Origin of the sequence: Tardiphaga sp. vice154 (genome assembly GCF_007018645.1) — a bacterium.
Taxonomy (GTDB): domain Bacteria; phylum Pseudomonadota; class Alphaproteobacteria; order Rhizobiales; family Xanthobacteraceae; genus Tardiphaga.
In genome coordinates, this window is sequence record NZ_CP041399.1 from 2,465,399 (window position 1) to 2,479,375 (window position 13,977).

Genomic DNA, 13,977 nt, shown 5'->3' on the forward strand with positions numbered 1-13,977 from the left:
TCATTCGCCCGGCACGAGGCGCCCGATGGCGGGCCGCTTCTGCGGGCGGAGCTTTCGCCGCGACAGATACAGCAGAAACCCGGTGACCATGAACAACGGCATCAGCGCGGCGGCGAGCATGAACAGTAGCTTGCCGGGCCATCCAAGGATGCTGCCGCGGTGGATATCCAGCACGCGCGCCAGCACCCGCTCGCCCAGCGTCTTGTCGGCATAAATTTCCGCCGACACCAACCGGCCCGATGCCGCATCGATGCGAAGTTCGTCGCGGCCTTCGTCGCCGGCATTGCGGACCCAGGACCGGATCCGCACGATCGTGCCGGCGCCGTTTGGAAGCTGCAACTGCGCGCGCTCGTAACGGTGGCCCTGTTCGCGCAGAAATACCGACCAGGCCCGGTCGAGCGATGGCGGCGCCGCGTCGCCGGGGCGGTCGCGCATCGCGCCTTTCGGCTTCATTCTGGTTTCGGCAACCAATGGGCGAGCCAACAGCCATGTCGCGGCGTCGCGGTACCCGTCGAAGGAATACCACAGGCCGGTCAGCGCCATCACCAGATAGATCGGCAACAGCCATGTCGCGACGACGGAATGCAGCGACCAGTGAAAGCTGCGGCCCTGCAAAGCGAGGTTCGGCTTTAGCCATGTTCTGATGCTGCGCGCCCGGCGCGGCCATCGCAACACGAGGCCGGAGATCAACAACACCGCAAGGCCGATGGCGGCGATGCCGGTGATCTGTCTGCCATAGCCCTTGCCGTCGCCGGGGATGAGCAGCCAGCGGTGCAACTGGCGCACCGTGGCAAAGAACTGCTCGCCGCGCGGTGCCCCGAGCACGCGGCCGTCATAGGGATCGACATAGATCGATGCGGGACGGGCGCCATCGTCGTCGCGCGCAAAGCGGATGCGCGTCGCCGCCGAAGCATCGATCGACATGGTCAGGCCGGAAACCTTGCCGAGTTCCGGCGTGGACTGTAGCCGCGCGACCAGTTGCTCCGGCGTCAGCCGTGGCGCCTGACGCGGCTCGACCTGCATGATCCCCGCGTTCAGGGCGTTCCCGATCTCGTCTTCGAAGCTCATGATCGCGCCGGTCAATCCGATCAACGACAGCACCAGTCCGACGGCAAGGCCGATCAGCGAATGCACCTGCAGCAGCGCGGCCTTGACGGGTCGTTTATGCGTTGAAGGGATGAACATTCGAAGTCGTGCCTTAGAACTTCACGGTCGCCGCCACACGCGCGGCCCGTCGCGCCTGACCTGGGGCATCGACCGTGACGGCGGGCAGCACGGTGTCGGACTGGGCGTAAGCGGCAGTCGAGAAATCACAAAGCCACAGCGCGGCCCCGATCATCCAGGTCGCGCGAAAAGGTCGTCTGCCGCGGCGCGTGGCGGATCGGCAAAATTCGGCTGTTGTCACGTCGGCTTATTTCCAGTGGGCGAAACAGGCTGCGACGTCTAACAGCCGGTCGAAGCCGGGGTAACCGCCGGGCGGCTTGAATCCCTCTAAGCCGGAACGAACGGAGCATCGGCGTGGTCGCTGCATGCCGACGATGCGCCCTGAAGTGGTGTTCGAGTGTCAGGTCAGGGCCGGATGCCTGTGCGTTGCTGATTTTCGCAAGACACCCGGCATTTGGTGCGATAGTCGGGGCGGGGACGGCCCATGCGAGAGGTAGGCACGGTTTGCCAGACAAGTTTCCACCGCGAGGCCTGCCGGTTCCCACGGGGCGCGTCTCCAGACTGGCGCGTCTGGTCACGCTGGCCTCGGATGTCGCCGGCGGAATCGTGCTCGACGGCGCCAGGCAGTTCGTCGCCGGCAAACGTCCCAGCCTGGGCGACCTGCTGCTGACACCTGCCAATGCCTTCAAGGTGATGCACCGGCTCGCGCATCTGCGCGGCGCGGCGATGAAGGTGGGGCAACTGCTGTCGATGGACGCCGGCGAGATCTTGCCCCGCGAACTGGCCGATATTCTCGGGCGTTTGCGATCGGAAGCGCAGCCGATGCCGCGCAGCCAGTTGCGCGCGACGCTCGAGCGCCAGTGGGGCCGGGATTGGGAGCGGCGTTTCGCTTCGTTTTCCTTCGATCCGATCGCGGCGGCCTCGATCGGCCAGGTGCACCGCGCGCGGACCACGGACGGCCGCGAGCTTGCGATCAAGATCCAGTATCCCGGCGTCCGCGGCAGCATTGACAGCGATGTCGACAATGTTTCGTCGTTGCTTCGGATATCCGGCCTTCTGCCGGTAGGGCTGGATCTATCTCCGTTGCTCAGACAGGCCAAGCAGCAGTTGCACGAAGAGGCCGACTATGAGCGCGAGAGCAGAAACCTCGCGCGGTTCGCGGCTCTGCTGGCCGACAGCCCGGACTACGTGTTGCCCGAGGTCTATCCCGACCTGACCCGCATGACCGTGCTTGTCATGTCGTATGTCGAGGGTGCGAGCCTGGACGATCTGGAAGCCGCGCCGCAGGCGCTGCGCGACCGCATCGTCACGCTGTTGATCGCTCTGGTGCTCCGCGAACTGTTCGAATTCAGGCTGATGCAGACCGACCCCAACTTTGCGAACTACCGATACGACATCGCCACGCAGCGCCTCGTCCTGCTCGACTTCGGGGCGGTCCGGGAATTTTCTCCCGCGCTCGTGCAAGACTACCGCAGCCTGCTGCGTGCCGGTGTCGCGGGCGATCGGGCTTCGGCAAGCCGGTCGGCGCTCGCGCTCGGATTATTGTCCGGATCGATCCCGCGCGCCCGCCAGGACGCCGTGATGGCGCTGTTCGACATGGCGATGCAGCCGTTGCGATATGATGGCCTGTTCGATTTCGGCACCACCGATCTTGCTGCGCGCTTGCGCGACGGCGGCATGGAAATGGCCGTCAATCGCGACAACTGGCACGCTCCACCCGTGGATACTTTGTACTTGCAGCGCAAGATAGGCGGCATGTTTCTGCTCGCCAGCCGGCTCCGGGCGCGTGTCAATATCAGGGCGATGCTGGAAAAATATCTCTGATCGACGGTTAGAACCTCATGGCGGCGTTCGACCAACGGCGCTCTTTCTTCCTTCTCCCCTTGTGGGAGACGGCGGCGCGGACGAAGTCCGCGTCGGATGAGGGGTATTGTTTGGCTCGGTGCTCGTCGCCGCCCCCTCACCCGTCTCGACCGCTTCGCGGTCGATCCACCCTCTCTCACAAGGGGAGAGGGAAGGAAGATCACACCCGCATCGGCATCAGGACGTAAAGCGCGCCCGCAGCGTCATCTTTCACTGCTCGCGGCAGAGGTCGGAGCCGGGCGCAGCTCGGCTGCGGGGGAGAGAGGCCCGCGCTTTCTCCACCTTCGCAGGTCCGCCGTGACCCCTATGGTAGCTGCGATGACGAGCGCGCAGAGCGCCGCTTTCGACATCGTCTCCATCGTCCCCTCGATCAGCATGCTATGGACGACACTTCCCACGACAATGACCATCGCGAGCAGCATATGGCTGATGCGCCAATTTCGCAGCCGCAGCCCCAATCGCCGCCGCAATGCCGCCAGAAGTGCCACGGCAAAGATCGCCCACATCGCGATCACGCCCCAAAGCGAGAACGGGGTCGGCGATGCGAACAGCAGGGCGTCGATCATGTCTGGGGGGCTGGTGATCCAGAGGCCGGCGACGTGGATCATCACCGCGACCACCAGCGTGCCTCCGACCCAGCGATGTACACGCCGCGCCGAGCTGGCCGGTAGTCCCGGCAGATCACCGCGAATGAGCAAAGGCTGAAACAGCAGGGCACCCAGTGCGACAATTCCTGCCAGTCCGGCCAGGATGTAGACCGGACCACGCCAGGCGAGCAGGGGGCTCGCCATGGCCGCGGCGATCGGAATGCAGATGGCGGCCGCCACGCCAGCCCAGATCAGGGCCGCGCGGGCCACGTTCCCTCGCTTCGCCTGCAATTCGGTCAGGCCGGCTGCAGCACGAAGTGCGCCTCCAGGCTGGTTTCTTTCGCGCTGCGCATCACGGGACGCAGGAACACGGTTTTGAATTCGCCGCTGTCATACGCCAGATGACCGTGCGGCTGGCCGAAGATGGGAATGATCTGCGGCATTTCGAGACGGAACACGCCGTTCTTGTCGGTGAGCGTGGCTCCGCGGCTTTGCGGCTCCTGCTCCTGACCTTCGGTGGTGTGCGCCCAGATCTGGATGCGCTGCCCGGCGAGCGGAGCGCCGTCGCCGGCGCGGCGGACGGTGCCGCTCATCCAGAAGCCGCCCTTGCCGATCCGCTCCACGGTCGGCGCGCCCTTGACGTAATTGTTGGCCCCGCCCGACATCGACGGCGTCGGTGCGACGCCTTCGGCCCGAGCGGGCAGCAGCAGGCCGGAAACTCCGGTTGCCAATGCCGCCCCGCCGGCGGCAAGCAGGGCGCGGCGGTTCAGGACGGCGGTGGTCATGGAAACGGCTCCTCGCAGCGGTGCAGTCGCGCTACGGAGCTTACAGCAATGAGCGCGAAACGCCCAGATGACGGAGGCAAGGAGAGCGACAGGCGTAATAACAGTGTTGTGAATACGTGTCGGATCCGACACGTAGCCAGCTACTTACTCGGCCCGAAGTCCAGCGCCGGCATCTCGATCTGCGGGATTTCGATCTTGACGTTGGTGGTGTCGACCACCGACGTGTCGATCCAGTAGGTGACGAGCCCGGGCCACCAGATCACGATGATCACCAGGATGATCTGCATCGCGACCCACGGCATCGCGCCCCAATAGATGTCGCGGCTCTTCACCACCGGCGGTGCGATGCCGCGGAGATAAAACAGCGCGAAGCCGAACGGCGGATGCATGAACGAGGTCTGCATGTTGACGCAGAGCAGCACGCCGAACCAGACGAGGTCGATGCCGAGCTTGCTGGCGACGGGGGCGAGCAGCGGGATGATGATGAAAGCGATCTCGAAGAAGTCGAGGAAGAACGCCAGGAAGAACACGAAGATGTTGACGAATATCAGGAAGCCGAGCGCGCCGCCGGGAAGACCCGTGAGCAGGTGCTCGATCCAGCGCGCGCCGTCCATGCCCTGGAAGACGAGGCTGAAGCAGGTCGAGCCGATCAGGATGAACACCACCATCGAGGTCAGCCGCATCGTCGAGGTCATCGCCTGCTCGACCAGCGGCCAGGTCAGGCGGCGGTGCAAAGCGGCCAGCACCATGGCGCCGACCGCGCCCATCGCGCCGGCTTCGGTCGGCGTGGCCAAGCCCATGCCGATGGTGCCAAGCACCAGGAAGATCAGCACGATCGAGGGGATCATGCCCCACAGCACGCGGCTGACCAGCTTCCAGTTCAAGGGCTCGCGCACATCGGCCGGCAGCGGCGGCATCGAGTTCGGCCGCAGGAACGACAGCACCATGATGTAGAGGATGAAGATCACGACCTGCAGGATCGAGGGGCCGATGGCGCCTAGATACATGTCGCCGACCGAGCGGCCGAGCTGGTCGGCCAGCACGATCAGCACCAGCGAGGGCGGGATCAGCTGCGTGATGGTGCCGGACGCCGCGATCACACCGGTGGCGACCTTCATGTCGTAGCCGTAGCGGATCATGATCGGGAGCGAGATCATGCCCATCGCGATCACCGAGGCTGCGACCGTGCCGGTGATGGCGCCGAGAATGGCGCCGACGATGATGACGGCATAGGCAAGGCCGCCGGGGATCTTGCCGAACAATTGCCCGGTGCCTTCCAGCAGGTCCTCGGCGAGGCCGCAGCGCTCGAGGATCGCACCCATGAAGGTGAAGAACGGGATCGATAGCAAGAGGTCGTTGGAGATGGTGCCGTAGAAGCGGAACGGCAACGCTTGCAGGAACGACGGATCGAAATGGCTGGTCGCGATGCCGACGATGCCGAAGAACAGGCCGACGGCGGCCAGCGAAAACGCCACCGGGAATCCGATCAGCATGAACGTGATCATGGTGCCGAACATCAGCGGGGGCATCACGCCGTAGGAAAACATCGGATGGTCCTGACTGCTAAAAAGTGTCGTGGTCAAAAGGTCGGAGAAACGGCCGCTTTATTGCAGCGGCGCTTCGTAATGGGTGTCGATCTTGACGATGCCGGCGAGCCCCGCGATCCGCTTGGCGAGTTCGGCCAGGCCCTGCAGCAGCAGCAGCAGGAAGCCGAGCGGCAGGATCATCTTGACCGGCCACAGGATCAGGCCGCCGGCATTGCTGGAGGTCTCCTGCAGGCGCCATGAATTGAGGAAGAACGGTGTGGTCAAATACAACAGATAGATCATCGCCGGCAGCAGGAAGCAGATGATGCCGATGATATCGATCCACAGCCGGGCGCGGTCGGAGACTGCGGAGTACACCAGATCGACGCGGACATGTTCGTTGAGCCGCAAGGTTTGCGACGCGCCGAGAAACACGATCCCGGCAAACATGTACCACTGGATCTCGAGCCAGCCGTTCGACGAGTAGTTGAACAGATAGCGGATCGTGGCGTTGCCGGCGCTGACCAGGCAGGCAAGCAGTACCAGCCATTTGGCGATGAACCCGAAGGCATCGCTGAGCTGGTCGATCACGCGCGTGATTTTGAGTACGTCCACTACTCTTCCCCTTGAACCCGTCCCGCACCCGTGGATTTCGGCTTTCTCATCGAGAAAGGGCAGCCTTTTGCGCTGCGTCCACGTGATGCGGCGGCACCATTTCAGCGCCTCGGTCGTCCGTCAATTGGTAATTCGGCAGATTGACGGCGGGGGTCTGGTAGCGGGGGAGGGGGAGCCGGGAGGACTATCCCCCGGTGACGCTCATGTGCCGGCTCACGCTGGGCCGGTTGTGGCGGCGGTCGATGATGAAGTCGTGGCCCTTCGGCTTGGTGCCGATGGCGCGGTCGATGGTTGCGCTGAGCAGCGCATCGTCCGGCGAGGCGCGCAGCGGCTTGCGCAGATCGGAGGCATCCTCGTGGCCGAGGCAGGTGTGGATCGTGCCGGTGCAGGTGATGCGGACGCGGTTGCAGGATTCGCAGAAATTATGGGTCATCGGCGTAATGAAGCCGAGCTTGCCGCCGGTCTCACTGACGCGGACGTAACGGGCAGGGCCGCCGGTGTCGTCGGGAAGGTCGGTCAGCGTGAAGTTGGTGGCGAGCCTGCCGCGCAGCAGCGACAGCGGCACGTACTGGTCGATGCGGCCTTCGCCGATCTCGCCCATCGGCATCACCTCGATCAGGGTCAGCGCCATGTCGCGGCCGTGGCACCACTGCATCAGCGAGGGGATTTCTTCCTCATTGAGGCCCTTCAGCGCCACTGCGTTGATCTTCACGGCCAGGCCCGCCGCCTGCGCCGCGTCGATGCCGGCCAGAACCTTGGAAAGGTCGCCCCAGCGGGTGATGGCGCGGAATTTGTCGGGGTCGAGCGTGTCCATCGAAACGTTGATGCGCTTGACGCCGCAATCGGCCAGTTCCTGGGCATATTTCGAAAGCAGCGAACCGTTGGTGGTCAGGGTCAGCTCGCGCAGCGCGCCCGTCCTGAGGTGCCGCGACAGCGAACGCACCAGCGACATCAGGTTGCGGCGGACCAGCGGCTCGCCGCCGGTGAGGCGCAGCTTGGTGACACCCTTGTCGATGAAGGCCGAGCACAGACGGTCGAGCTCTTCCAGCGTCAGCAGGTCGGCCTTGGGCAGGAAGGTCATGTCTTCCGACATGCAGTAGAAACAACGCAGGTCGCAGCGGTCGGTGACGGAGACGCGCAGATAGTCGATGGTCCGGCCGAACGGATCGATCATCGCGGAACCCGCCTTGGACGGTGTCAGTGCGGATACAGCCATGCCATCGAGTCCTGTCGCTGCTTTTAAACCAGCATCTTGAAGAAGTCCGGCACGCCTGCCGGTGGCTCAATGTAGTCACGCAAACGCCCCGGCACAATCGTGCCGGGGCGTTACAGAAATCGAACTGGATACTGGAACTTAACGGGCCGGCGCCGGGAACGGCGAACCCTCGGCGGGCGCGGCAGCGGCCGGCGCGGGCGCGGCGCGCTTCTTGGCGGCCTTGCGGGCGGCGCGGCGCGGCGGCGTCATCGGCTGCAATTCGGCGACCACCGGGCTCGGATCGACGACGGTGGTGGCGGCCGTGGTGAAGTCGCCGGGGACCTTGGTCACGGTGACTGGCACGGTGACTGGCTGGTACTTCGCCAGATTGAAGGTCGCGGTGAAACCGGTTTCGGTGGCGATCGGGAGCGAGCAGGGCGTCTTGCAGCCCGGGCCGACCGAGGTCACGACGTCGGCGCCGGGCGGCACCGAATCGAATTGCACGGTGACCGGCACCGGCGACGATTTGAAGCCATCCATGGAAAACGAGGCGCAGCCAGCGAGGCTGAGGCTTGCTGCCGCTAATACAATAACTCGACGCATGGTCTGTCCGTTTCTTTCGCGGCTGGCCGCAGTCCCCATGCCCGACAATAGAAGTCCGGGCTTTGCCGTGCAACCGCCCGGGCGGGGATAGTTAAGCAATGGTTAATGTGCGGCCGAACGGTTTTGAAACATTCAGCAACATCAACCGGTTAAAAACTCTTTCCGGGCAGCAGCCGGCTGACCGCGGCCGGCAGGTCGCGGAAATGGCCGATCAGCAGATCCGGCTTCAGATCGGCGATCGGCACGTCGGTATAGCCGAATTCGACGCCGATGACCGGTACCCCGGCACGGCGCGCCACGCCGATGTCCGGGCCGGCATCGCCGACCATGACCACCGACGACATCCGGCCGCCGGCTTTCGCCACCGTCTGCTGCAGGATCACCGGATCGGGTTTGGAGACGCCGAACGTGTCGGCGCCGCAGATCGCCGCAAAGCGTGACGTCAGTTCGAGCTGCTCGAGCAGCCGTCGGGACAGCCATTCCAGCTTGTTGGTGCAGACCGCGAAGCGGTGGCCCGAAGCCTCCATTTCGTCGAGGGCGGCGATCAGCCCGTCGAACGGCCGCGAATCGTCGGCGATGTGTTCGGCGTAATAATCGATGAAGTCGGAGGTCAGGCGGGTCACGTCGGCCACGCCCATCTCGCGGCCTTCGGCCTCCAGCCCGCGCTCGATCAGCCGGCGCGCGCCCTGGCCGATCATCTTGCGGGCGGATTCCAGCGGCACCGGCGCCAGGCCCTCGCGGGCCAGCACCCAGTTCAATGCGCTGATCAGATCGGGCGCGGTGTCCACCAGCGTGCCGTCGAGATCGAAGATGACCAGGGAGAAATCACTCATGCGGGGATCGCTAGCGGCGGCGCCGCTGCGGCGCAAGTCCTGAATCGGCGGGTGAGGTTCAGGACGCCACAGGCCAACAGGTGGGAAAGCCCACCAGCCGCCCTGTTCCTCGCCGCCAAACGTCGCTAGATAGGCGGATCGCCGTACGGCACCGAATGAAGCGCAGGACCCGGCCCAGCATGACCATGGATGAATTGAAGCGGCAGGCGGCGGCGCAGGCGCTGGAGCACGTCCAGGACGGCATGAAGCTTGGGCTGGGCACCGGCTCGACCGCCAAGCACTTCGTCGACCTGCTCGGCGCGCGAATCGCGCAGACCGGACTGAAGGTGATCGGTGTGCCGACCTCGGAGGCCACCCGCGCGCAGGCGGAAAGCTGCGGCGTGCCGCTGACCACGCTGGACGCTATCGACCGGCTCGACCTGACCGTCGACGGCGCCGACGAGATCGACGCCAACCTCAATTTGATCAAAGGCGGCGGCGGCGCCCTGCTGCGCGAGAAGATCGTGGCGGCTGCCTCCGACCGCATGATCGTCATTGCCGACGATTCCAAATGGGTCGAGGTGCTCGGCCGCTTCCCGCTGCCGATCGAGGTGATCCCGTTCGGACTAGCGGCGACCAGGCGCGCCATCGCAGGCGTGTTCGGCGCCTGCGGCCTGTCCGGCGAGATGGCGGTCCGCCAGGACGGCTCCGGCCATGCTTTTGTCACCGATGGGGGCCACTGGATCATCGATGCCCGGCTCGGGCAGATTTCCGACGCGCCGCGCCTCGCAGGGCTGCTCGGCGCGATCCCGGGCGTCGTCGAGCACGGGCTTTTTATTGGCCTCGCCAGTATCGCCATGCTGGCAGGATCAAACGGCATTCGCACATTTAAGCGGCCCTGACGCCGCAACCCACGGAGAATCGACCATGACCAACCGTTCCAACATGCTGCTGGCGCTCGGCCTCGCGCTCGGCCTCGCCGGCCCCGCGATGCCGGCCTATGCGCAGGCGCCCGCGGCGACGCCGGCCCCGCTGAAGCCGGCAACCCCGGCGGCGATCGGCTACGCCAAGGAAATCCTGGTGATGAAGAACGCCAGCGCGATGTATGCCGGCGCCGTGTCGAACATGGTGCAGCGGGTCAAGGATTCGGTGCTGCAGAACAATCTCAACTACCAGAAGGACCTCAACGAGGTCGCCGTCGTGGTGGCGCAGAAGCTGGCCGGTCGCGAAAACGAGATCAGCGAGCAGATGGCGAAGATCTATGCCAGCGACTTCACCGAAGCCGAATTGAAAGACCTCGTTGTGTTCTACAAGTCGGCGCTCGGCCAGAAGCTCCTGGTGCAGGAGCCGAAGTCGATCCAGTCCAGCATGGCCTATATGCAGAACTGGGCGAAGAATTTTTCTGAAGAGATCAACGGCCAGTTCCGCGCCGAGATGCGCAAGCGCGGCAAGGAAATCTAAGGCAGGAAACAGGGCGAGCGCTTGGGGCGCTCGCCCGAAACTTTGGGGCGGCTCATGTCTGACTTCGACGTCGATCTGTTTGTCATTGGTGGCGGTTCGGGCGGCGTGCGCGCCGCGCGAATCGCCGCCGGCTATGGCGCACGGGTCACGGTGGCGGAGGAGTACCGGTTCGGCGGCACCTGCGTGATCCGCGGCTGCGTTCCGAAGAAGCTGATGGTCTATGCCTCGCATATCCACAAGGACATCGCCGACGCCGCCGGCTTCGGCTGGACGATTCCTGCGGCAAGCTTCGACTGGCCGACGTTTCGCGCCAACAAGGACAAGGAAATCGCGCGGCTGGAGGGCATCTACACCGCCAATGTCGACAGATCGGGCGCCACCACGCTGAAGACCCGCGCGGTGTTCGAGGATCCGCATACGCTGCGCCTGACCAATGGCGACCTCGTGCGCGCGGCCCATATCCTGATCGCCACCGGCGGCGCGCCGAATCACGGCCCGATCTTTCCGGGAATCGAGCATGTCATCTCGTCGAACGAGGTGTTCGACCTGCCGCAGCTGCCGAAGCGCATTGTGATCCAGGGCGGCGGCTACATCGCGCTCGAATTCGCCTGCATCTTTGCCGGCTTCGGCTCCGACGTCACGCTGGTCTATCGCGGCGACAACATCCTGCGCGGCTTCGACGAGGACGTCCGCAAGCATTTGCGGGCCGAGATGGAGAAGCAGGGCATCACGATTCTCACCGGCTGCACCGTCACCAAGATCGACAAGCACGGCGACGAATTCACCTCGCATCTGTCGGACGGCGCGAGCATTGCGTCCGACCAGGTGCTGTTCGCGATCGGACGCCATCCGGCCGTTGCCAATATGGGGCTGGAGAAGGCCGGCGTGGCCATCAACCCGGCCAATGGCGGCATCGCAGTCAACGAATTCTGCCAGACCAACGTGCCGCACATCTACGCCATCGGCGACGTAACCCACCGCATCAATCTGACGCCGGTGGCGATCCGCGAGGGCCATGCCTTTGCCGATACGGTGTTCGGCAAGCGTTCGGTCAAGGTCGACTACAGCAACATCCCCACCGCAGTATTCTCGCAGCCGGAAGTCGGCACCGTGGGCCTTACGGAAGCCGAGGCCCGCGCGCAGTTCAGCCATGTCGACGTCTACATGACCAATTTCAAGCCGATCAAGGCGACGCTGTCGGGCAGCGAAAGCCGCGTGCTGATGAAGCTGATCGTCGATGCCACTACCGATATCGTGGTCGGCTGCCATCTCGTCGGCCACGAGGCTGCCGAACTGATCCAGGTGCTCGGCATCTGCATCAAGATGAAAGCCACCAAGGCCGATTTCGACGCCACCGTCGCCGTGCACCCCAGCGCCGCCGAAGAACTGGTGACGATGCGGACGCCGACCGCGCGTTATGTGCGCGAGGCGGCGGAGTAGGTCACCGCCGCCGCCTCGGCACGCGCGCTACTGGTTCTGATTTCCGGCGGCCTGCCCGTCGCCCAGGGCGCGCAGCGCGTTCAGGATGACGGCGATGTCGATGGCTTCCTGGATCAGCGCCCCCTCCACCGGGGTGAGGAAGCCGAACGCCGCGACCACCATGCCGATCATCGACAGCCCCATGCCGGCGAACACGCCTTGCAATGCGATGGCGCGGGAGCGGCGGGCGATCTCCATCGCCGGCACGATACGGTCGAGGTGATCGACCAGGATGACGACGTCGGCCGCCTCGGCGGAGGCGGCCGCGCCTCTTGCGCCCATCGAGACGCCGACATCGGCCGCAGCCAGCGCCGGGGCATCGTTGACGCCGTCGCCGACCATCATGACCGGACCGTTCTTTCGCTCGGACAGCACGACCAGGACTTTCTGGTCGGGCGTCAACCCTGCGCGCACGGCGTCGAATCCAAGACCTGCGACAATGGCGTTGGCGACCTCGGGCCGATCGCCGGTGGCCAGGACGATCCGCTGCACGCCCAGCGTTCTCAATTGCTGCAGCAAGTCCTGCGTGCCCGACCTCAGTTGATCCGCCAGCCTGATCTCGCCGACCAGGCGACCATCGACGGCGACGGCGACGATGACGCCGCCGGCAACGGCGTCGGAACGGTGCGGGCTTGGCGTGCCGGGTGGCAATCTCGACATCACGAAGGCGATGCCGCCGACCACGACCGATCGTCCGTTCACCCCACCGTGGACGCCTTCGCCCGGCGTCTCGACGACGTCGGACGGGATCGCCAGCCTGAGCTGCCGGTTCCGGGCCTCGGCGACGATGGTCTGGGCGATGATGTGCTTCGACGCCTGATCGAGCGAGGCCGCGAGCCGCAATATCTCGTCGGCATCGATGTCCGCAACGACGTCCACCGCCACGACCTTGGCGCGGCCGTCGGTCAGCGTGCCGGTCTTGTCGAGCACCAGGGAATGAATGCGCGCCAGCGCCTCGATCACCTTGCCGCCCTTGATCAAAATGCCGTGTCGGGCCGCCCGGGACAGGCCGGACACGATGGCGACCGGCACGGCGAGAATCAGGGGGCAGGGCGTCGCGATCACCAGCACGGCGACCCCTCGCACCGGATCGCCGGTGAAGAACCACGCCAGCCCGGCGATCAGCAGGGTGACCGCCAGGAAGACCAGCGCAAAGCGATCGGCGAGCCGCGACATCGGCGCCTTGGAGCGCTGCGCTCCTTCAACCAGGCGCACGATGCTGGCATAGGTGCTTTCGGCCGCACGGCGCGACACATCGAGATCGAACGCCTCGCCGGCGTTGGTGGACCCGCTCATCACCGCCTCGCCGGCGTTCTGCTGGACCGGGATCGGCTCCCCGGTCAGCGCGGATTGATCCAGCACCGCCAGTCCGCTCGTCACCACGCCATCGACCGGGACGACGTCGCCCTGCCGGATCAACAGCCGGTCGCCGGGGATGATCAGCTCCAGCGCGACTTCTTCCAGGCCGCCGTTGCGGTGGCGGACGGCGGTTCGAGGGACCCGTGCCAGCAGCGCGGTCATCTCGCGCCGGGCGTGGCGTTCGGCGTAGGCTTCGAGAAACTGCCCGCCGGCATACATCAACGCCACCACCACCGCGGCGAGTTCCTCTCCGACAAAGAGGGCTGCGACCATCGAAAGCAGGGCGACGATATCGAGCCCGACTTCGCCGCGCCGCAGGCTTGCGACGATGTCGTAGGACAGGACGACCAGCACCGGAATTGTGAAGGCAGCGAAGGCGCGGTCCTGCCACGGCCCCGGTCCGAGCAGCGGCAGCGCGAAGCCGAGCGCCAGGCCGAACGCCGGCAGCAGAACCAGCAACGAACGCATCATGAAGCGGGCAGGCATTTCAAACGACCTCTCGACGACCGCCATCGGCATCGCTGCTGC

13 protein-coding genes are annotated in these 13,977 nt (G+C 65.3%); 4 read left to right on the top strand and 9 right to left on the bottom strand.

The annotated features are described in order from the left end of the window. Window positions 1-1,185, bottom strand: coding sequence for a PepSY-associated TM helix domain-containing protein (locus FIU28_RS11450; protein WP_143573089.1), 1,185 nt, complete (start codon window positions 1,183-1,185; stop codon window positions 1-3). Window positions 1,186-1,770: 585 nt separating this feature from the next. Between FIU28_RS11450 and FIU28_RS11460 the strand changes: the two genes are divergently transcribed. Next, on the top strand, window positions 1,771-2,988 hold the full coding sequence (locus FIU28_RS11460) for an ABC1 kinase family protein (RefSeq protein ID WP_246660947.1): 1,218 nt from the start codon (window positions 1,771-1,773) through the stop codon (window positions 2,986-2,988). 242 nt (window positions 2,989-3,230) lie between these two features. Here FIU28_RS11460 and FIU28_RS11465 read toward each other — a convergent pair whose 3' ends face one another. The 7 genes from FIU28_RS11465 to FIU28_RS11495 form a co-directional block, all read right to left on the bottom strand. Continuing rightward, the gene (locus FIU28_RS11465; protein ID WP_441351284.1) at window positions 3,231-3,884 is read right to left on the bottom strand and encodes a ferric reductase-like transmembrane domain-containing protein; all 654 of its coding nucleotides are present in this window, start codon (window positions 3,882-3,884) and stop codon (window positions 3,231-3,233) included. A 26-nt stretch (window positions 3,885-3,910) separates the two neighbouring features. Beyond that, window positions 3,911-4,399, bottom strand: a complete 489-nt coding sequence (locus tag FIU28_RS11470; protein WP_143573091.1) for a Twin-arginine translocation pathway signal — start codon at window positions 4,397-4,399, stop codon at window positions 3,911-3,913. Window positions 4,400-4,539: 140 nt separating this feature from the next. After that, a complete protein-coding gene (locus tag FIU28_RS11475; RefSeq protein WP_143573092.1) occupies window positions 4,540-5,946 on the bottom strand; it encodes a TRAP transporter large permease in 1,407 nt (468 codons plus the stop codon). 57 nt (window positions 5,947-6,003) lie between these two features. Continuing rightward, window positions 6,004-6,540, bottom strand: a complete 537-nt coding sequence (locus FIU28_RS11480; RefSeq protein ID WP_143573093.1) for a TRAP transporter small permease subunit — start codon at window positions 6,538-6,540, stop codon at window positions 6,004-6,006. 184 nt (window positions 6,541-6,724) lie between these two features. Next, a complete protein-coding gene (gene moaA, locus FIU28_RS11485) occupies window positions 6,725-7,756 on the bottom strand; it encodes a GTP 3',8-cyclase MoaA (RefSeq protein ID WP_143573094.1) in 1,032 nt (343 codons plus the stop codon). 138 nt (window positions 7,757-7,894) lie between these two features. Then, window positions 7,895-8,338 carry a hypothetical protein gene (locus FIU28_RS11490; protein WP_143573095.1) on the bottom strand — a complete coding sequence of 148 codons (444 nt, stop codon included), beginning with the start codon at window positions 8,336-8,338 and terminating at the stop codon, window positions 7,895-7,897. A 149-nt stretch (window positions 8,339-8,487) separates the two neighbouring features. Next, entirely contained in the window at window positions 8,488-9,171 is a 684-nt protein-coding gene (locus FIU28_RS11495; RefSeq protein ID WP_143573096.1) for an HAD family hydrolase, read from the bottom strand. Between the two features lie 179 nt (window positions 9,172-9,350). On the opposite strand from FIU28_RS11495, the gene rpiA reads away from it, so the two are divergent. From rpiA to gor, 3 genes are read left to right on the top strand one after another with little or no spacing between them, the layout of a single operon-like run. Further along, complete coding sequence (gene rpiA / locus FIU28_RS11500; RefSeq protein WP_143573097.1) at window positions 9,351-10,052, top strand: ribose-5-phosphate isomerase RpiA; 702 nt, start codon at window positions 9,351-9,353, stop codon at window positions 10,050-10,052. Window positions 10,053-10,077: 25 nt separating this feature from the next. Further along, complete coding sequence (locus FIU28_RS11505) at window positions 10,078-10,611, top strand: DUF2059 domain-containing protein (RefSeq protein WP_143573098.1); 534 nt, start codon at window positions 10,078-10,080, stop codon at window positions 10,609-10,611. Window positions 10,612-10,665: 54 nt separating this feature from the next. Continuing rightward, window positions 10,666-12,051: a glutathione-disulfide reductase gene (gor, locus tag FIU28_RS11510; protein ID WP_143573099.1), complete on the top strand. Its 1,386-nt coding sequence runs from the start codon at window positions 10,666-10,668 to the stop codon at window positions 12,049-12,051. 27 nt (window positions 12,052-12,078) lie between these two features. Here the strand turns inward: gor and FIU28_RS11515 are convergent, their stop codons facing one another. Beyond that, window positions 12,079-13,935 carry a heavy metal translocating P-type ATPase gene (locus tag FIU28_RS11515; RefSeq protein WP_143573100.1) on the bottom strand — a complete coding sequence of 619 codons (1,857 nt, stop codon included), beginning with the start codon at window positions 13,933-13,935 and terminating at the stop codon, window positions 12,079-12,081. Window positions 13,936-13,977 lie beyond the last annotated feature (42 nt).